We start from the raw sequence: 18,115 nt of genomic DNA, 5'->3' as shown, positions 1-18,115 counted from the left end.
CCGAGCCGCGCCGCGCTCCCCGACCGGGTGGGCCGCCGAGGTGCCTCGACTACTTCAGTACGAGCGAGGTCCACGACTTGACCCACTGGTCACGGTTCTCGGCGATCTTCGCGGGCGCCATGGTCTCGGGGTCCTTCGCCGCGGGCCCGTACTCCGTGAACTCGGCGGGCACGGACGTCCCTTCGACCACCGGGTACACGAACATGTTGAGCGGCATGTCCTCCTGGAACTTCTTCGAGATCAGGAAGTCGATCAGCGCCTTGCCGCCCTCGGCGTTCCTCGCGTTGCTGAGCAGCCCCGCGAACTCGATCTGCCGGAAGCAGGTGCCCTCCGCGACCCCGGTCGGCGCGGTCTTCGGACGCGGGTCCGCGAAGACGACCTCGGCGGGCGGCGACGACGCGTACGACACGACGAGCGGCCGGTCACCACCGGCCTTCTTGCCGTCGGTCGATCCGGAGAACTCCTGGTAGTAGGCCTGCTCCCAGCCGTCGACGACCTTCACACCGTTGGCCTTGAGCTTCTCCCAGTAGCCCTGCCACCCGGAGTCGCCGTACTTGGCGGCCGTACCGAGCACGAAGCCGAGGCCGGGCGAGGAGGTGGAGGCGTTCTCGGTGACGAGCAGATCCTTGTAGGCGGGCTTGACGAGATCGTCGAACGACCGCGGCGGCTCGATGTTCTTCTTCTCGAAGTACGCCTTGTCGTAGTTGACGCAGATGTCACCGGAGTCGATGGGCGTGACCCGGTGCTCGTCCTTGTCCAGCTGGTACTCGGCGCCGACCTTGTCGAGCCCCTTCGCCTCGTACGGCTGGAAGAGGCCGTTGTCGAGCGCGCGGGACAGCAGCGTGTTGTCGACGCCGAAGAAGACGTCGCCCTGCGGGTTGTCCTTGGTCAGGATCGCCTGGTTGACGGCCTGCCCCGCGTCCCCGCTCTTGAGGACCTTGACCTGGTACCCGGACTCCTTCTCGAACGCCTTCAGCACGTCCTTGGAGTAGGCGAAGGAGCCGTGGCTGACGAGCGTGACGGTCTTGGAGCCGCCGCCCGATCCGCTGTCGTCGGAGGACGACGAACCGCACGCGGACAGCGTGACGAGCCCGAGGCCGACGGCCGCGGCGACGAACGCTCTGATGTGCGCTGACCGAACTGACTGCACAGACTGCACTGGATTCCTCCTGGAGGTGACCAGGAAGAGACGCGGCCCTGCCCGGGGACCGTCGGAGGTTCCTCCGGCTCCCGGACAGGGCGCAACAGCTTGAGTGAAGACCGAACTTCCTACCCAGAATGACCTGGGCGAGGTTCAGAGGGTCTGCGGCCTGGATGCCGCACTCTCAGCGCTGTGGCGCTCCCCTGTCGGAATATGAATATGTACGTACGGGTCTCAGACTACCTCTCGGTCGCCGCGAGCTGACCGCACGCCCCGTCGATCTCCTGTCCCCGGGTGTCCCGGACGGTCACCGGCACCCCGTGGGCGGCGATGGCCTCGACGAACGCCTTCTCGTCCTCGGGCCGGGACGCGGTCCACTTGGAGCCCGGGGTCGGGTTCAGCGGGATCAGGTTCACATGCACCGGCTTGCCCCTGAGCAGCCGACCCAGCCGGTCACCGCGCCACGCCTGGTCGTTGATGTCCCGGATCAGCGCGTACTCGATGGACAGCCGACGCCCGGACCTGTCCGCGTACTCCCACCCGGCGTCGAGGACCTCGCGCACCTTCCACCGCGTGTTCACGGGGACGAGGGTGTCGCGCAGTTCGTCGTCCGGCGCGTGCAGGGAGATCGCGAGCCGGCACTTGAAGCCCTCGTCGGAGAACCGGTGGATGGCGGGCACCAGCCCGACCGTGGACACGGTGATCCCGCGCTGCGACAGCCCCAGCCCGTCCGGCTCCGGATCGGTCAGCCGCCTGATCGCGCCGACGACCCGGTTGTAGTTGGCGAGCGGCTCGCCCATCCCCATGAAGACGATGTTGGAGAGCCGCGCGGGCCCACCGGGAATCTCACCGTCCCTGAGCGCCCGCATCCCGTCCACGATCTGATGGACGATCTCGGCGGTGGAAAGATTCCGGTCGAGCCCGGCCTGTCCGGTGGCGCAGAACGGGCAGTTCATCCCGCATCCGGCCTGCGAGCTGACGCACATGGTGACCCGGTCCGGGTACCGCATCAGCACCGACTCGACGAGCGTCCCGTCGAACAGCCGCCACAGCGTCTTCCGCGTGGTCTCCTGGTCGGTCGACAGATGCCGTACGACGGTCATCAGCTCCGGAAGCAGCGCCTCCTGAAGCTTGGTGCGCGCACCGGCCGGGATGTCGGTCCACTGCTCCGGGTCGTGCGCGTACCGCGCGAAGTAGTGCTGCGAGAGCTGCTTGGCGCGAAACGGCTTCTCCCCGATCGCGGCCACAGCCTCCTTCCGCTCCACAGGCGAAAGATCAGCAAGATGCCGCGGCGGCTTCTTGGCTCCGCGGGGGGCGACGAATGTGAGTTCTCCGGGCTTAGGCATAGCCGTACCAGTGTCGCAGATCGTTTGAGGTGTACCTGCGGCCACGGCAGTGGGCCCCCGCCCCGGCGAACCGGGACGAGGGCCCACACGTACGACCACCGCGACCGTCAGCCGGAGCCGACGAAGAGCACCAGCAGCAGCCAGACCACCGGGGCCGTCGGCAGGAGGGAGTCCAGGCGGTCCATGATGCCGCCGTGGCCCGGCAGCAGCGTGCCCATGTCCTTGATGCCGAGGTCCCGCTTGATCATGGACTCGCCGAGGTCGCCCAGCGTGGCGCTGGCCGCGACGGCGAGACCGAGCAGCAGGCCCTGCCACCAGGCGCCGTCGTCGATGACGAACTCCATGAGCAGCGCGCCCGCGACCATGGCGAAGGCGATCGCGCCGAGCAGTCCCTCGCGGGTCTTGCCGGGGCTGATGCGCGGCGCGAGCTTGTGCGTGCCGAAGCGCCAGCCGACGGCGTACGCGCCCGTGTCGCTGACGACGGTCAGCAGCAGGAACACCAGGACCCGCTGCGGCCCGTCGTCGGCGGTGAGCATGAGCGCGACGAACGTGGCCAGGAACGGCACGTAGAAGGCCGCGAAGACCCCCGCCGTGACGTCCTTGAGGTAGTTCTCCGGCGGTTCCGTCATCCGCCAGACCAGGACGGCGAGCGCGGTGAGCGCCATGGCCACCCAGGCGCCCTCGGGTCCGCGCACATACCCGGCGACGACCATGGCGGCCCCCCCGACCGCGAGCGGCACGAGGGGCGCCTTGATGCCCTTGCGTTCCTGCAGACGGGAGGTCAGCTCCCACAGCCCGACGACCACGGCGACCGCTATCACGCCGACGAAGGCCGCCTTGACGATGAACAGCGAGGCGACGATGACCGCGCCGAGCGCGACGCCGACTCCTATGGCGGCGCCCAGGTCACGGCCCGCGCTCTTCTTGGGCGGGGCGGGCTGCGGGGCGTCGGGCATGGGATCCGGCTTCTGCGGCGCCTCCCTGTAGGGGTGCGCCGACGGCGTCTCGTCGTGGAACAGGGGACCGGCCTGCCGAGCGGCCCCCCGGTCGTCGTCCTGGTTCCCGCCATGCGCGGGTACGTCGGGCACGATGGGCATGGGGCGAGTCTGCTGGGCCTCAGGCGCATCGTACGTGGGACCCGCCGGGGCATGCCCCTGGACAGGTCCCCGGTCGGTCGGCGCCCAGTACCCGGCTTGTGGCGGCGCCCCCCAGGAAGAGTCGTTCATCAGACCTCGAGGAGCTCCGCTTCCTTGTGCTTCAGGAGCTCGTCCACCTGAGCGACGTACTTCGCGGTGGTGTCGTCGAGCTCCTTCTCCGCACGACGGCCCTCGTCCTCGCCGACCTCGCCGTCCTTGACGAGCTTGTCGATCGCGTCCTTGGCCTTGCGGCGGACCGAGCGGATGGACACCTTGGAGTCCTCCGCCTTGCTCTTCGCGACCTTGATGTAGTCGCGGCGGCGCTCCTCGGTCAGCTCGGGGAACACCACTCGGATGATGTTGCCGTCGTTGCTCGGGTTGACGCCGAGGTCCGAGTCACGGATCGCCTGCTCGATGTTGCGCAGGGCGGTCTTGTCGAACGGGGTCACCACGGCCATGCGCGGCTCCGGCACCGAGAACGAGGCCAGCTGGTTGATCGGCGTCAGCGCGCCGTAGTAGTCGGCCACGATCTTGTTGAACATCGCCGGGTGCGCACGACCGGTGCGGATCGCGGCGAAGTCGTCCTTGGCCACGACGACGGCCTTCTCCATCTTCTCCTCGGCCTCAAGGAGGGTCTCTTCGATCACCACTAGCTCCTGCGTGTCTTGAGTAGGCCCGGCAGCTGTACTTGGTCTGGTCGGCGGCCGGCTGCGTCGCGTCTTGTTCCTGCACGGTTCCCGACCGGCAGGACATTGTCCATCCCCCGGTCAGGCTCCGTCCCCCGGGCAGGGGAAGGACCCGGTCAGGCCCGGCTTCCCTGATCACCCACGAGAGTGCCGATCTTCTCACCCTTGACGGCCCGCGCGATATTGCCCTCCTTGAGAAGCTCGAACACGAGGATCGGGAGCTTGTTGTCACGGCAGAGCGTGATCGCGGTGGCGTCGGCGACCTTCAGCTCGCGGGTGATGACCTCGCCGTAGCCGAGGGAGTCGAACCGGACCGCGTCCGGGTTGGTCTTGGGGTCGGAGTCGTAGACCCCGTCCACGCCGTTCTTGCCCATCAGGAGCGCCTCGGCGTCGATCTCCAGGGCGCGCTGGGCGGCGGTGGTGTCGGTGGAGAAGTACGGCATGCCCATACCGGCGCCGAAGATGACCACACGGCCCTTCTCCAGGTGGCGCACGGCCCGCAGCGGGATGTACGGCTCGGCGACCTGGCCCATGGTGATGGCGGTCTGCACGCGGCTGTCGATGCCCTCCTTCTCCAGGAAGTCCTGGAGGGCGAGGCAGTTCATGACCGTGCCGAGCATGCCCATGTAGTCGGAGCGGGCCCGGTCCATGCCGCGCTGCTGGAGTTCGGCGCCGCGGAAGAAGTTGCCGCCGCCGATGACGACCGCGATCTGGGCGCCGTCGCGTACGACGGCCGCGATCTCCCGGGCGATGGCGTGCACCACGTCCGGGTCGACGCCGAGGCCACCGCCCCCGGAGAACGCCTCTCCGGACAGCTTCAGCATGAACCGGCCGCGTTCCGCTTTGCTTTCGTCGCTCTTCTCGGGCTTGGTGGTCATGGAGATTCGCCTCTTTACGTGTCGCACATACGAAGAAGGCCACTGCCGGTGGGGTGGTGTTCACATCCCATGCGCGGCAATGGCCTCCTCGTCAGATCTGCTGTCGTCCGTCGCGCGTCACGCGCGCAACGTGGCGGCGTACGCGGACGACTGCCCCCGACCCTATCGGGGCGGGGCGCCCGTCGCGTAACGGACTCAGATGCCGACCTTGATGCGCGTGAAGCGCTTCAGGGTGACACCGGCCTCGTCCAGGACCTTCTGGACGGACTTCTTGTTGTCCAGCGCGTACGGCTGGCCGAGCAGCGTGGCGTCCTTGAAGAAGCCGTTGAGGCGACCCTCGACGATCTTCGGCAGGGCGGCCTCGGGCTTGCCCTCGGCGCGGGTGGTCTCCTCGGCGACGCGGCGCTCGGACTCGACGACCTCGGCCGGCACGTCCTCCTTGGCCAGGTACTTCGGCGCGAAGGCGGCGATGTGCTGGGCGATGCCCTTGGCGACGTCGGCGTCGGCCTTGTCCAGCTCGACCAGGACACCGATCTGCGGGGGCAGGTCGGGCATGGTGCGGTGCATGTAGGAGAAGACGAAGCCGTCGGCGTACTGCGCGAAGCGGTCGAGGACGATCTTCTCGCCGAGGTTGGCGTTGGCCTCGTCCACGTACGCCTGGACGGTCTTGCCGGCCTCGATCTCGGAGGCGAGCAGGGCCTGAAGGTCGGCCGGGGAGGTCGCGGCGACGTGCGCGGCGATCGCGTGGGCGGCGGCCTGGAACTTCTCGCCCTTGGCGACGAAGTCCGTCTCGCACTTCAGCTCGACCAGGACACCGGAGGTGTTGTCGTCGGCGATGAGGGAGACGACGGCGCCGTTCTCGGCGGAGCGGCCCTCGCGCTTGGCGACGCCCTTCTGGCCCTTGATGCGCAGGGCCTCGACGGCCTTGTCGACGCTGCCCTCGGCCTCGTCCAGGGCCTTCTTGCAGTCCATCATGCCGGCGCCGGTGAGCTCACGGAGCTTCTTGACGTCAGCGGCGGTGTAGTTCGCCATGATCTGTGAATCTCTTCTCGGAGTTCGAAGTCTCGAAGTCGGCGTCCGCCGCCGCGCTCAGGGCGGGCGCCCGCCGAAGATCTACGGGTTGTGGGGTTTCCACGGCCACGAAGATCTAGTGGCTGTGGATGAACGGCGGGTGGCGTGCTCGGCGCCACCCGCCGTCATCTCGACAGCCTTACGACCGTGAAGGTCAGGCCTGCTCGGCGTCCGCGGCCGGAGCCTCGGCCTCGACCTCGGCGACGGGGGCCTCGGCGACGGCCTCGGCCGGAGCCTCGGTCTCGGCGGGGGCCTCGGCAGCAGCCTCGGCCGGAGCCTCAGCGGCGGCCGGAGCCTCGTCCGCCTTCTTCTCGCCCTCGAGCAGGTCGCGCTCCCAGGCGGCCAGCGGCTCGCCGGCGGCCTTGTCGCCCTTGCCCTCGGTCGCGACACGCGAACGGGAGATGAGGCCCTCGGCGACCGCGTCCGCGATCACACGGGTGAGCAGCGTGACGGAGCGGATCGCGTCGTCGTTGCCGGGGATCTTGTAGTCGACCTCGTCGGGGTCGCAGTTGGTGTCGAGGATGGCGACGACCGGGATGTTGAGCTTCCGGGCCTCGCCGACCGCGATGTGCTCCTTCTTGGTGTCCACGATCCAGACGGCGCTGGGCACCTTCTGCATCTCGCGGATACCACCGAGGGTCTTCTCCAGCTTGGCCTTCTCACGCGAGAGGACCAGGAGCTCCTTCTTGGTCAGACCCGACGACGCGACGTCCTCGAAGTCGATCTGCTCAAGCTCCTTGAGGCGCTGCAGACGCTTGTAGACGGTCGAGAAGTTGGTGAGCATGCCGCCCAGCCAGCGCTGGTTGACGTAGGGCATGCCGACGCGGGTGGCCTGCTCGGCGATGGCCTCCTGCGCCTGCTTCTTCGTGCCGACGAACATGACCGTGCCGCCGTGGGCGACGGTCTCCTTGACGAACTCGTAGGCGCGGTCGATGTACGACAGCGACTGGAGCAGGTCGATGATGTAGATGCCGTTGCGCTCCGTGAAGATGAAGCGCTTCATCTTCGGGTTCCAACGACGGGTCTGGTGACCGAAGTGGACGCCGCTTTCCAGCAGCTCCCGCATCGTGACGACGGCCATGGCCGTTCTCCTTGAATTTCTCGGTTGTGCCGCGGGAACCGGACGGCTCCCGCGCCTGACGCCCGCGATGCGCCGTTGCCACTAAGGACCGAGGGGCGCTGATACGGACCCGTGAAGGGCCTCGTACCGGGGCGTGCGAAGTCGACCCGGTGACCCGGATCGCCACCAGAAGTGTACGGGACCCGGGAGGCCCCGGGTGACGCCGATATCCACAACCGACGAGTACTCCACAGATCCCGGCCATGATCACGCCACTCGCGGGACGCTTCCCCCATGTCTCAAGAGATGCCTGACGAGTTGCGTCACAAGTCGCGTCACGGGTCGCGTCACGAGTCGCCTCACGAGTCGCCTCACGAGTCGCGTCACGAGTCGCCTCACGAGTCGCGTCACGAGTCGCGTCACGAGTCGCCTCACGAGTCGCCTCACCGGCGAAGGCCCGCACGGCGAGCGAGAGTGTGGCTGGCCTTACTGCTGTGTCTGACCTCGACACTCCTGGCCACGGCCGGGACGACGGCACCACGCGCGGCCCCGGGACCACCGGGCGCCGACGAGTCCGTACCCGCCGTGGGCCGTGCCTGGCCGGTGGGCCTGCGCCCCTTGGTGGTCCGCTCCTGGGACCCGCCGCCGACCCCCTACGCCCGGGGCCATCGAGGCGTCGACCTGTCCGCCCCCGCCGGCTCCCCGGTACGCGCGGTCGCGCCGGGCCAGGTGTCCTTCGCGGGCCGGGTCGCGGGCCGCGGAGTCGTCACGGTCGAGCTGACCGGCACGGGCGACCCGCCCCTGCGCACAACCTACGAGCCGGTACGCGCATCGGCACAAAAGGGCGACGAGGTGACTGCGGGCACCCTTCTCGGCGCCCTGGAGGCAGCCCCGTCCCACTGCCCGACGGCCTGCCTCCACTGGGGCCTGCGCAGAGGCGACACCTACCTGGACCCACTGTCCCTACTGCCGCCATGGCTCCTACGCCGGGGCCCCTCACGCCTACTGCCGGTCCCCGGGTAACGGGGTTCTCCCGGCCCACCCCGGCCCACCCCGCCCCGGCTCAGCCCTGGCGGAGGGCGCCGAAGCCACGAGGGCCCGGCCCCGAGGCAAGGCGCCGCACGCTCAGCCCCGAACCCCCCGCAGAGCCATGGCCACGGCGGCCTCGGTGATAGCGGAGGGATCCTCGGCGGCCCCCAGCTCGATCCGCCGCACAGCCGCGTCCACGACCCCCTGCAACAGCATCGCCCCCAACCGGGGCTCCGCCTGCCCGAGCTCCGCCAACGCCTCCACGATCATCGCCACGAGCCCACCGTGCGCGGCCCGGATCTTCTCCCGCGCCCCGGCGTCCAGCTCACTCGCCGAGATCGCCACGACGGCCCGATGCCGCCGGTCCCCGACCAGCTCCAACTGCTTGCGGACGTACGCCTCGACCTTGCCCTCGGGCCGCTCGACCGAGGCCATCGCCGCCTCGACCTCCGCCGCCCAGACCGGGAAGTCGACCTCGCACAGTTCCTGGACCACGGCGGCCCGGGATTTGAAGTACTCATAGACGGACGACCGCGCCAGCCCCGTCCGCTCGGCGAGCGCGGGGAACGTCAACGCCTCCGTCCCGCCCTCGGACAGCAGGGACCGAGCCGCGTCCAGCAGGGCGGCTCGCTGCATCGACCGGTGCTCGGCCACGGAGGCCGCTCGAATCCTTGGCACGTCATCCACTTTACGGACGGACCGCCACCCACGGGAATGCCTTCCCCGCACGAGCCCCCTCCGAGCCCCCACCCCGGGCCCCTGCCGAGCCCCGGACCACAGCCCGGCCAAACAGCCCGGCCGCAGCCCGAGCAAGGCCGTCCGAGGCCGTCCGAGGCCGTTCAGCGGCCGAAACTCGCCAGCTTCGCCCGCAGCTGCAGCACCGACTTCGTGTGGATCTGGCTCACCCGGCTCTCGGTGACCCCCAGCACGTTCCCGATCTCCGCGAGCGTGAGGCCCTCGTAGTAGTACAGCGTGACGACGGTCTTCTCCCGCTCCGGCAGCGTGTTGATGGCCCGCGCCAGGAAGCGGCGCAGCTCCCGGTCCTCGGCGACCTCGACCGGGTTGTCCGCGGCCGTGTCCTCCAGCGTGTCCATCAGACTCAGCCGGTCGCCGCCCTCGCCCCCGACATGCAGCAGCTCCTCCAGCGCCACCACATTGGCCAGCGACAACTGACTGAAGACCGCGTGGAGTTCGTCGACCGCGATCCCCATCTCGACGGCCACCTCACCCTCGCTCGGGGTGCGTCTGAGCCGTGACTCCAGCGTGGCGTAGGCCCGCTCCACATTGCGGGCCTTCTGCCGCACCGACCGGGGGATCCAGTCCAGCGCGCGCAGCTCGTCGATCATCGCGCCCCGGATCCGGGTGATCGCGTACGTCTCGAACTTGATCTCGCGGTCGATGTCGAACTTCTCGATCGCGTCGATGAGCCCGAAGACCCCGGAGGAGACGAAGTCGGCCTGCTCGACATTGGCCGGCAGACCGACACTCACCCGGCCCGCGACGTACTTCACCAGCGGTGAGTAGTGCAGGATCAACTGCTCGCGCAGCCGTTCGTCGCCCGTCGTCTTGTACGTCCGCCACAGCTCGTCGAGTGTCGAGGGGGCGGGCGGGCGCACGGTGCCGCGGGCGGCGGAGGGAACCGCCGCCCGGTCAGACCCGGAGGTGTGCTGGGGCATTCGTCGCCTTGTGCCGTTCTGCCGTGAACTGGGGGTGCCTGGGTGAGCTGTCGGTCTGATGTCGAGTTGCCTGTCCTGATCGCCTGCCCTGAGGGGAATCCTTGTGAGCGTAGCGTGACTGGGGAGTCGCAGTGCGCGAAGGGCGAGGGACCGCCGGTGCGCAGATACGTTCCGCTGGGCGCCCCCCGGGGGCACGGCGATCGCGCTGTGTGACCTGGTCCGGACGCCAACTGCCGGAAACCGCAAGGCTGTCGGCGTTCCCCCGGACGGCCGAACACGCTCGGTCAACCAGGCCTCCGATCCGGCGATACGGAGATCATCGCCTGGCGTGTCAACTTCCAGCCGTCGCCGTGTCGTTCGACGTATCCAAGTGCGCGGAGTTCGTACAGTCTCCCGACCGCCTCGTCCACGGAGGTGCCCGCGCCCCGGGCGACCTCGTCGACGGCCGCGGTGCCCTGTCCGGGCAGCGCGGCCAGCACCTGGCGCGCTCCGGGTTCCAGCAGATCACGGGGGAGCACGGGCCCTCGCCGGTCCGGCGCCAGCTCTCCCATGTCACCGACCAACTCGACGACTTCGGCGGCGTCCGACACGAGCACGGCGTCGCCCCGCAGCAGTTCGTGCACTCCGGCCGAGAGGGCCGAGGTCGCCGGCCCCGGCACACCCATCGTGAATCGACCCAACCGCTGGGCCGCCCGCGCCGTGACCAGCGCGCCGCTGCGGTAGGCGGCCTCCACGACCACGGTCCCCCGGGTGAGGGCGGCGATGACCCGGTTCCGCAGAATGAACCGGCTCGACGTCGGATGCTCCCCCGGCGGCAACTCCCCGACCACCAGGCCCTGTTCGGCGATCCTGCCGATCAACTGCACATGGCCCCGGGGATAGGGCCGGTCCACCCCGCAGGCCAGCACGGCGACGGTCGCCCCGCCGACGCCGAGCACGCCCCGGTGCGCGGCGCCGTCCACACCGTAGGCGCCGCCGGACACCACCACCCATCCCCGCTCGGCGAGCCCCGCCGCCAGCGAGGCCGCGACGTGCGCGCCGTACTCCGTACAGGCACGCGCCCCCACCACGGCCACGGACCGCAACGCCCACATCCGCACATTCGCCCTCCCCCGCACCCACAGCCCCACAGGCCGCCCGTCCCCGAGATCATCGAGCTGACCGGGCCACTCCCCGTCCCCGGGCACGAGAAACCGGACCCCGGCCTCCCGCGCCTGGTGCAGGTCTCCTTCAGGATCGGCACGGTCGGCGCGGGCGCACAGCCCCGCCCACCGTTTCTCCGAGGCCTCCGGCAGCGGTCGCCCGCCCCCGGTAAGCCTCCGCACCACGTCCCGGGCGCCGTACTCCCGCAGCCACCGCCCGCCGAGTTCGTCCCCGGGTTCGATGACACGGGCCAGGAAGGCGCGGTCGAGCCGCTCTTCCTCCGGTGCGCCGCCGCCGGTCATCGCCCACCCGCCGATGGCCCGTCCGCCGACGGGCCACAGGCCGCGGTCCTCATGTCAGCGCCCCGATCGCCATCGGCACCCCTCGGGGAACTCCGGTGCGCAGTTGCAGACCCAGGTTGACGTCCATCGCGTCCGGGCGGTCGTGACCGACGAGGTCGGCGATGGTCCAGGCGACCCGCAGGACCCGGTCCAGGCCGCGCGCGGTGAGCACACCCCGCTCAAGACTCCGCTCGGCCTCGTCCATCGCGCCCGGCGCCGCATGCCACCGGCTGCGCAGCTCCCGCCCAGGCACCTCGCTGTTCGTCCGCCACGGTGTGCCCCGCAGACGGTCGGCCGCCCGCTCCCTGGCCGAGCGCACCCGGTCGGCGACCGTCGCCGTGGACTCGCCCCGGGCCCCGCGCCGGGTGAGTTCGGAGCGGGTGACCCGGTCGACCTCGACCCGTAGGTCCACCCGGTCCAGCAGCGGCCCGGAGAGCCGGGCCTGATAGCGGCGGATCAACGCGGCCGGACACTCGCAGAAGTCGTCCGTCCGTGAGAAGCGCCCACAAGGACAGGGATTGGCGGCGAGCACCATCAGGAATTTCGCCGGGAAGCGCACCACCCCCGCGCTCCGCGCGATCACGACATGCCCCGCCTCCAGCGGCTGCCGCAGGGCATCCAGCGCCTGACCGCTGAACTCGGGGGTCTCGTCGAGGAAGAGCACTCCACGGTGGGCGAGGGAGACCGCACCGGGCCGGGCGATGCCCTGACCGCCGCCGACGAGGGCCTGCATCGTGGCCGAGTGGTGAGGGGCGCAGTAGGGCGCCACGTCGACCAGCGGTTTCCCCGCCGGCAGCAGACCGGCGATCGAGTGCACCGCCGTGACCTCCAACGACTCCTCCCTGGCCAGCTTCGGCAGGATGGCCGGAAGCCGCTCGGCGAGCATCGTCTTGCCCGCGCCCGGCGGCCCTTCCAGGAAGAGATGGTGTCCGCCCGCGGCGGCCACCTCCACGGCGGTCCGGGCCGCGAGCTGCCCGACGACGTCGGCCAGGTCGTGACCCAGGTCCTGCTGGGCGGCTCCCGCGGTGTGCATCCCGGTGGCCGCCCCCGCGCCCGGCAGCCGGAGTCCCGCCAACAGCGGGTCAGGACGGCCCTCGTCGGGCTCCTCCTCCGGCACGGGCTCGTCCGCGAGCACGGCGATCAGCTGCCGCAGGGTGCGCACGCCCAGTACCGAGACACCGGGCACCAGCGAGGCCTCCGCGGCGGCGCACTCCGGCACGACCACCTGCTCGTATCCGGCCTCGGCGGCGGCCAGCACGGCCGGCAGGATGCCCCGTACCGGACGGACACGGCCGTCGAGCCCCAGCTCCCCGATCATCACGATGTCGGAGAGCACCCGGGGATCGATCCGCTCGGCGGCCCCCAGGATCGCGCAGGCGATCGCCAGGTCGAACCCGCTGCCGGCCTTCGGCACCGAGGCGGGGCTGAGCCCCACCGTCAGCTTCTTCTGCGGCCACTCGGCGCCCGAGTTGACCACCGCCGCCCTGACCCGGTCCTTGCTCTCCGTCAGGCTCTTGTCCGGGAGCCCCACCAGTGTGAAGGCGGCGACGCCCGGTTCCAGGTCGGCCTGGACCTCGACGACGACGCCCTCGACGCCGACGAGGGCCACGGAGCATGTGCGGGCGAATCCCATCACGCCACCCCCCGCACATGCTCCACGACGGGGGCGCCGCGGTCGGGGAGGACGATGCCCACGACGTCGATGCGGACGCCGCCCGGTGGGCTCCCTCCGTGTTCCTGGAGCCAGCGTTCGGCGAGGCCGCGCAGCCGCTGCGCCTTGGTGGTCGTGACGGCCGCCATCGGATGCTCGAAGGGGCCGGCCCTGCGGGTCTTCACCTCGCAGACGACCAGCGCGTCCCCGTCACGGGCCACGATGTCGATCTCGCCGGCCCTGCCCCCGCGCCAGTTGCGCTCCAGGACCGTCATCCCGGCCTGGACCAGCCGCCGCGCGGCCAGCTCCTCGCCGTACTTCCCGAGCGCACCTCGTGCGCCGCCGCCTCGTGCCTCGCTCATGTCGGCACCACCTCCGGCGCCAACACTGAGGGCAGCTCAGCCCGCTATTGGATCTTGGTGGACAAGAAGCCGATTGTGGATATCTCCGTCACCCACACGAATGACAGCCCCCGTCCGCCACCACAGGCTCAGCTGCCCGGCAGCTCCAGATCGCTCTTGTTCAGCTCCTCGATGTTCACGTCCTTGAACGTGAGCACCCGTACCTGCTTCACGAACCGAGCCGGCCGGTACATGTCCCACACCCAGGCATCCGCCATCGACACCTCGAAGAACACCTCGCCCTGGACCGAGTGCACCTGCATCTCGTAGTCATTGGTGAGGTAGAAACGCCGCTCGGTCTCGATCACGTATTTGAACAGACCGACGACATCGCGGTACTCCCGGTAGAGCTTCAGCTCCATCTCGGTCTCGTACTTCTCGAGGTCCTCGGCGCTCATGGCATGTTCCCCTTCAGCCGTGCGATCCCACCATTGTGCGCCAGTCCCGCGAGCCCCTAGACAATTTCGGTGTCGAGGACCACGGGTCTGGCCGGGGGACCCTCGTCGAGCAGCGTGCGAAGCAGTTCGGCGAGCCTGGTCGGGTACACCGTCTCATGCGTCCGGGCCAGTTCCCCGCACGTCCACCAGCGTGCTCCGGCGACACTGCGTCGTTCCAGCTCCGTCAGCCCCGCCGCGGCGGGCACCACCTGGTGCGTATCGGGGGTCCGGGCGAGGTAGTACCACTCGTCCTGGTCCCAGCGGCGCCCGGCGAAGGGGAAGGAGCACATCCGCCGCCAGAGCACGGGGCCCAGCTCTACGTCGGTGATCCCGGTCTCCTCCGTGAGTTCCCGCAGGGCGGCCTCCTCACGGGTCTCCACGCCCTCCACACCGCCGCCGGGCGTGAACCACCAGTCGTCGGCCGGGTCGTCCGGCTCGTGCCCGTGGAGCAGCAGGACGCGCTCCCCCGGGTCCAGCAGGATCACCCGGGCCACCCTGCGCAGCCCACCCTCGTACGTGTCCCCGTGAGCGGCCTCGTGCGCGCCCCCGGACAGGCCGTCAGCCGACACGGGCAGGCTCCGGCCGCGTCGTACGACCGCGTCCCCCGAGGCGCTTGGCGACGGGCCCGTAGGCGGCGCCGCCCAGCACGAGCACCATGCCCACGACCAGCGCGGCGGTGATCAGCCGCAGCGGGCCGGGAGTGGAGAGCGCGCCGAGCTTCTCGAAGCCCGTGGGGCGGGCCAGCATGCCGTCCATGGGCCAGACGACGGCGTCCACGCGCGCGTCCACGTTGGCCCGGGGCACCGTGCCCTGGCCGGCCTCGGTGAGGTGGGCGGTGGAGTCCAGGGAGCCGCTGCGCTCGTCGCCGAGGAGGAACAGCCGGCCCTTGGGGACGGTGATCTCGGGGATACCGGTCAGCTCGGCGTCCTCGCCGTGCAGATACGCCTCGTCGATCTTCTTGCCGTTGACGGTCAGCCTGCCGTCGGTGCAGCAGGCGACCGTGTCCCCGCCGACCGCGACGACCCGCTTGACCATCGGGGAGTTGCCCCAGGTCTCCTCCCGGAAGACCACGACGTCACCGCGCTCGATCTCGGCGCCGTCGATCCGCTGGGCGAGTATGCGGTCCCCGGAGACGATGGTGGGGGCCATGGAGTCGGTGGGCACGGTGTAGGGCGCGTAGACGATCGCACCCCACACGAAGCCGCCCAGGAAGAGCACACAGCCGAGGGCCACGGCCAGTCCCGACAGCGTGCTGCCGAGCCGTCCGAGGCCCTCGTCCGTACGACGTGTCGTCCCGCTCATCCCAGTGCTCCCCCGTTCGGAGAATCGACCGTCCGGGCCCCGTACGGGCCGCGGAAGATCGGCGATCTGGGACGGCACCCTACCCGGCGGTACCCGTGCCAGAAACCCTCGGGCTCGCGGTGGCCAGAAGGCGGCGCCGGCGCCACAGCACCAGCGGCACCGCGCCCGCGAGGCCGAGCGCGCCGGGGGCGGCGGCGCTCAGATTCTGGTCGAAGGTGTCGGGAACCGGCAGCGTGGACCAGCGGGTGGGCGGCCAGGCGACCACGATGGCGCGGCCGACGACCTGGTCGACGGGGACCATGCCCTTGTTGCTGTCGTTCTGGTGGTAGCGGGAGTCCAGCGAGTTCTGCCGGTGGTCACCCATGACCCAGATTTTGCCCTCGGGTACCTTCACCTTGAACTGACCGCCCGTGTCGTCGACGGTGCAGGGGGTGTTGCCCGGGTACACGTAAGGCTCGTTCAGCGCCTTGCCGTTGACCTTGAGCGGGCCCGTGCCGTTGCACTCCACGGTGTCGCCGGCGACACCGATGACGCGCTTGATGAGGTCCTTCTCCTCGGCGGACGGCATCAGACCGATCCAGCCGAGGACGCGCTGCACGGCGTTGGGCTCCAGGGTGGGTTCGCCGTCCAGCCAGCCGTCCGGGTCGTGGAAGACGACGACCTCACCGCGCTCGGGCTCGGAACCGAACCAGGGGGTGAGCTTGTCGACCAGGACCCGGTCGCCCTCTTGCAGGGTGTTCTGCATCGAGTCGGACGGGATGGAGAACGCCTGCACCAGGAAGGTCTTGATCAGCAGCGCGAGCACCAGCGCGATACCGATCAGGATCGGCAGTTCCTTCCAGAAGGAACGCTGTTTCTTCCTGGGCCGCTCGTTCCGGTCGCCGTCGGCCGGGGCCGGGGTGCCGTCGCCGTCGGGCGTTCCGTTCGTTTCGTCCGGGGAGTCACTCCCGGAGTCGGCGGAACCCTCGGAATTCACGGTGCTCTCCACGTTCTCCATGTTCTCCGCGGCCGGGGAAGCCGCCTCGTCGGATCGCTCCGGCCGCTCTTCGGAACCACCGTGTCCCGACCGTGCGCCGACCGCCAAATCCCCCACATCCACTCCTCACTCCGTACCGCCGCCCGCGCCACAGCCGGTGCAGGCCCACCACTCCCATAACGAGCGGGAGTTCCGCAGGGGTCGGGAGGGGGATCAATCCATTTCGATCCGCGGAGGCCACCCTATGCGAAGCGCCGAGGGCCGTGGTCGACCCGCTCGGTACGGCGGAGAATGTGTCCGGCTCCTCCAACTGCCCCCAGTGGCCGACCGGCCAGGCGATGACCACGGCCCGGCCGACGACGGAGTCTTGAGGGACCGTCCCGCCGAACTTCGCCGTCGTCGAGTCGTCGGACTGGTGAGCGCGCGAGTCCGCGGAGTTCTCCCGGTGATCGCCCATCACCCACAGTCGGCCCTGGGGGACGGTCACCTGGAACTGCTGGGTCGAGGGCTGGTTGCCGGGGTGGATGTACGCCGTCTCGTCCAGCGGCATGCCGTTGACGGTGACGCGCCCCTGGGTGTCGCAGCACTTGACGGTGTCGCCGCCGACCGCGACGACCCGCTTGATCAGGTCCTGCTCGTCGTCGGACGGGAGGAGGCCGATGAACTGCAGGCCTTCCTTTATCTGCTTGATGACGATGGGGTCCTCGGTGGCCGCCGTCGTCTGCTCGTCCTCCAGCCAGCCGCCCGGGTCCTTGAAGACGACGACGTCCCCGCGGGTGGGTTCGGAGCCGAACCAGGGGGTGAGCTTGTCGACCAGGACCCGGTCGCCGATCTGGATCGTCTGCTCCATGGAGCCCGACGGGATCACGAACGCCTGGACGAGGAAGGTTTTCAGGACCAGGGCTATGAGGACGGCGACACCGACGAGGAGCGGGATCTCCTTGACCGCGGAGCGACGCCTGCGCCGCTTGATCTTACGGGCGAGTTTGCGCCGCTCGACCCGGCTCGGGCGGGCGGCCCCGCCGGACCGCCGCGAACCGGTGGGCAGCAGGTTGGCCGCGGGGCTGGCGGGAGCCGCACCACGGGGTTTGCCACGGTTACCCATGCGCACCGCCGGCGGCGGGCACACGCGCGTAGGCGTCCGGACGGTCCAGCCGCGTCCAGTGGTCGGCGGGCCAGGCGATCCAGTCGGCTCTGCCGATCACGGAGTCCAGGGGGACCATGCCACCGCCGGGCGATCCCAGGTGGTCACGGGAATCGCTGGAGTCACCACGGTGGTCGCCGAGGAGGAACAGCCTGCCCTCGGGGACGACCACGTCGAAGGGAACGTTCGACGGGCTGTCGCCCGGGTACAGAAACGACGACTCGTCGACCCACCGGCCGTTCACCTCAAGCCTCCCCTCCTGGTCGCAGCAGACCACCCGGTCTCCCCCCACGCCGACAACGCGCTTGACATAGTCGGCGTTCCCGAAGTAGCCGGTGCCGTCGAAGACGACGACGTCACCGCGCCGCGGCTCAGATCCGAAACGGTACGCCAACTTATTTACGAGAACGCGGTCCCCGATCCTCAATGAGTCGGCCATGGAGCTGCTGGGAATCTGGAACGGCTGCATCACGAAGTTGCTGAAGAGCGCCAGGAAAAGCAGGCAGATCAGCACGGTCAGGGTGTAATACCCGCCCGGTACCCATGCGGTGGCGCGGTCCCCCCATGCGAAACGCGACCGCTCCCTCGGCCCTTCTGTGTCGGAGATCTCCTCGGAGACCTCCGCGCCGGAAGGGCGGGGGGAACGGTCGCGCTCCATGTGCTGCTGTGCTTCGGTGTCCATCGGGGCCAAATCGTA

Annotated in this window: 18 protein-coding genes and 1 pseudogene; 1 reads left to right on the top strand and 18 read right to left on the bottom strand. The window is 69.9% G+C overall.

All coding sequences use genetic code 11. From position 1 onward, the window contains the following. Positions 1-49 precede the first annotated feature (49 nt). From F9278_RS35490 to rpsB, 7 genes are all read right to left on the bottom strand, one after another. On the bottom strand, positions 50-1,150 hold the full coding sequence (locus F9278_RS35490; RefSeq protein WP_152171941.1) for a thiamine ABC transporter substrate-binding protein: 1,101 nt from the start codon (positions 1,148-1,150) through the stop codon (positions 50-52). A gap of 230 nt (positions 1,151-1,380) precedes the next feature. After that, the gene (rlmN, locus tag F9278_RS35485; protein WP_152171940.1) at positions 1,381-2,487 is read right to left on the bottom strand and encodes a 23S rRNA (adenine(2503)-C(2))-methyltransferase RlmN; all 1,107 of its coding nucleotides are present in this window, start codon (positions 2,485-2,487) and stop codon (positions 1,381-1,383) included. A 107-nt stretch (positions 2,488-2,594) separates the two neighbouring features. Further along, positions 2,595-3,713 (bottom strand): phosphatidate cytidylyltransferase, encoded by a 1,119-nt coding sequence (locus tag F9278_RS35480; protein ID WP_152171939.1) that lies wholly within the window; start codon positions 3,711-3,713, stop codon positions 2,595-2,597. Further along, the gene (frr, locus tag F9278_RS35475; protein WP_045561444.1) at positions 3,713-4,270 is read right to left on the bottom strand and encodes a ribosome recycling factor; all 558 of its coding nucleotides are present in this window, start codon (positions 4,268-4,270) and stop codon (positions 3,713-3,715) included. The genes F9278_RS35480 and frr overlap by 1 nt, the downstream gene beginning before the upstream one ends. 155 nt (positions 4,271-4,425) lie before the next feature. Further along, entirely contained in the window at positions 4,426-5,187 is a 762-nt protein-coding gene (gene pyrH, locus F9278_RS35470; protein WP_152171938.1) for a UMP kinase, read from the bottom strand. A gap of 195 nt (positions 5,188-5,382) precedes the next feature. Beyond that, on the bottom strand, positions 5,383-6,219 hold the full coding sequence (gene tsf / locus F9278_RS35465; protein WP_152171937.1) for a translation elongation factor Ts: 837 nt from the start codon (positions 6,217-6,219) through the stop codon (positions 5,383-5,385). A gap of 193 nt (positions 6,220-6,412) precedes the next feature. Next, on the bottom strand, positions 6,413-7,339 hold the full coding sequence (gene rpsB, locus F9278_RS35460; protein WP_152171936.1) for a 30S ribosomal protein S2: 927 nt from the start codon (positions 7,337-7,339) through the stop codon (positions 6,413-6,415). A gap of 459 nt (positions 7,340-7,798) precedes the next feature. Between rpsB and F9278_RS35455 the strand changes: the two genes are divergently transcribed. Then, entirely contained in the window at positions 7,799-8,341 is a 543-nt protein-coding gene (locus tag F9278_RS35455) for a M23 family metallopeptidase (RefSeq protein ID WP_193242067.1), read from the top strand. Positions 8,342-8,443: 102 nt separating this feature from the next. On the opposite strand, the gene F9278_RS35450 is transcribed toward F9278_RS35455, so the two are convergent. The 11 genes and pseudogenes from F9278_RS35450 to lepB (F9278_RS35400) all read right to left on the bottom strand — a co-directional run bounded on the left by F9278_RS35450 (position 8,444) and on the right by lepB (F9278_RS35400) (position 18,100). Continuing rightward, complete coding sequence (locus F9278_RS35450; protein ID WP_152174324.1) at positions 8,444-9,001, bottom strand: TetR/AcrR family transcriptional regulator; 558 nt, start codon at positions 8,999-9,001, stop codon at positions 8,444-8,446. Between the two features lie 185 nt (positions 9,002-9,186). Beyond that, positions 9,187-10,023, bottom strand: a complete 837-nt coding sequence (gene whiG / locus F9278_RS35445) for an RNA polymerase sigma factor WhiG (protein ID WP_152171935.1) — start codon at positions 10,021-10,023, stop codon at positions 9,187-9,189. Between the two features lie 284 nt (positions 10,024-10,307). Further along, a complete protein-coding gene (gene dprA / locus F9278_RS35440; RefSeq protein ID WP_152171934.1) occupies positions 10,308-11,468 on the bottom strand; it encodes a DNA-processing protein DprA in 1,161 nt (386 codons plus the stop codon). Positions 11,469-11,517: 49 nt separating this feature from the next. Beyond that, the gene (locus F9278_RS35435) at positions 11,518-13,140 is read right to left on the bottom strand and encodes a YifB family Mg chelatase-like AAA ATPase (protein ID WP_152171933.1); all 1,623 of its coding nucleotides are present in this window, start codon (positions 13,138-13,140) and stop codon (positions 11,518-11,520) included. After that, the gene (locus tag F9278_RS35430; protein WP_152171932.1) at positions 13,140-13,520 is read right to left on the bottom strand and encodes a YraN family protein; all 381 of its coding nucleotides are present in this window, start codon (positions 13,518-13,520) and stop codon (positions 13,140-13,142) included. Before F9278_RS35430 ends, F9278_RS35435 begins: the two co-directional genes overlap by 1 nt. 128 nt (positions 13,521-13,648) lie before the next feature. Continuing rightward, positions 13,649-13,957 (bottom strand): DUF2469 domain-containing protein, encoded by a 309-nt coding sequence (locus F9278_RS35425; protein ID WP_005311352.1) that lies wholly within the window; start codon positions 13,955-13,957, stop codon positions 13,649-13,651. A 56-nt stretch (positions 13,958-14,013) separates the two neighbouring features. Further along, positions 14,014-14,565, bottom strand: coding sequence for an NUDIX hydrolase (locus F9278_RS35420; RefSeq protein ID WP_193241777.1), 552 nt, complete (start codon positions 14,563-14,565; stop codon positions 14,014-14,016). Then, positions 14,555-15,298 (bottom strand): signal peptidase I, encoded by a 744-nt coding sequence (gene lepB, locus F9278_RS35415; protein ID WP_152171931.1) that lies wholly within the window; start codon positions 15,296-15,298, stop codon positions 14,555-14,557. Before lepB (F9278_RS35415) ends, F9278_RS35420 begins: the two co-directional genes overlap by 11 nt. A gap of 79 nt (positions 15,299-15,377) precedes the next feature. Further along, positions 15,378-16,391: a signal peptidase I gene (gene lepB, locus F9278_RS35410; RefSeq protein ID WP_193241776.1), complete on the bottom strand. Its 1,014-nt coding sequence runs from the start codon at positions 16,389-16,391 to the stop codon at positions 15,378-15,380. After that, a pseudogene (gene lepB / locus F9278_RS35405) lies at positions 16,279-17,379 on the bottom strand (signal peptidase I); the annotation flags it as partial. The pseudogene lepB (F9278_RS35405) and the gene lepB (F9278_RS35410), both read right to left, overlap by 113 nt. Continuing rightward, entirely contained in the window at positions 17,372-18,100 is a 729-nt protein-coding gene (gene lepB, locus F9278_RS35400) for a signal peptidase I (protein ID WP_152171928.1), read from the bottom strand. The pseudogene lepB (F9278_RS35405) and the gene lepB (F9278_RS35400), both read right to left, overlap by 8 nt. Positions 18,101-18,115 lie beyond the last annotated feature (15 nt).

The organism is Streptomyces phaeolivaceus (assembly GCF_009184865.1).
GTDB lineage: Bacteria > Actinomycetota > Actinomycetes > Streptomycetales > Streptomycetaceae > Streptomyces > Streptomyces phaeolivaceus.
The sequence above is the reverse complement of the archived record's forward strand: the minus strand, read 5'-3'. Positions and strand labels throughout refer to the sequence as shown.

Coding starts and splice junctions, on each gene's coding strand:
- rlmN (WP_152171940.1), bottom strand. CDS start 2,487: ATGCCTAAGCCCGGAGAACTCACATTCGTCGCCCCCCGCGGAGCCAAG.
- F9278_RS35480 (WP_152171939.1), bottom strand. CDS start 3,713: ATGAACGACTCTTCCTGGGGGGCGCCGCCACAAGCCGGGTACTGGGCG.
- pyrH (WP_152171938.1), bottom strand. CDS start 5,187: ATGACCACCAAGCCCGAGAAGAGCGACGAAAGCAAAGCGGAACGCGGC.
- tsf (WP_152171937.1), bottom strand. CDS start 6,219: ATGGCGAACTACACCGCCGCTGACGTCAAGAAGCTCCGTGAGCTCACC.
- rpsB (WP_152171936.1), bottom strand. CDS start 7,339: ATGGCCGTCGTCACGATGCGGGAGCTGCTGGAAAGCGGCGTCCACTTC.
- whiG (WP_152171935.1), bottom strand. CDS start 10,023: ATGCCCCAGCACACCTCCGGGTCTGACCGGGCGGCGGTTCCCTCCGCC.
- dprA (WP_152171934.1), bottom strand. CDS start 11,468: ATGACCGGCGGCGGCGCACCGGAGGAAGAGCGGCTCGACCGCGCCTTC.
- F9278_RS35435 (WP_152171933.1), bottom strand. CDS start 13,140: ATGGGATTCGCCCGCACATGCTCCGTGGCCCTCGTCGGCGTCGAGGGC.
- F9278_RS35430 (WP_152171932.1), bottom strand. CDS start 13,520: ATGAGCGAGGCACGAGGCGGCGGCGCACGAGGTGCGCTCGGGAAGTAC.
- F9278_RS35425 (WP_005311352.1), bottom strand. CDS start 13,957: ATGAGCGCCGAGGACCTCGAGAAGTACGAGACCGAGATGGAGCTGAAG.
- lepB (WP_152171931.1), bottom strand. CDS start 15,298: ATGAGCGGGACGACACGTCGTACGGACGAGGGCCTCGGACGGCTCGGC.
- lepB (WP_152171928.1), bottom strand. CDS start 18,100: ATGGACACCGAAGCACAGCAGCACATGGAGCGCGACCGTTCCCCCCGC.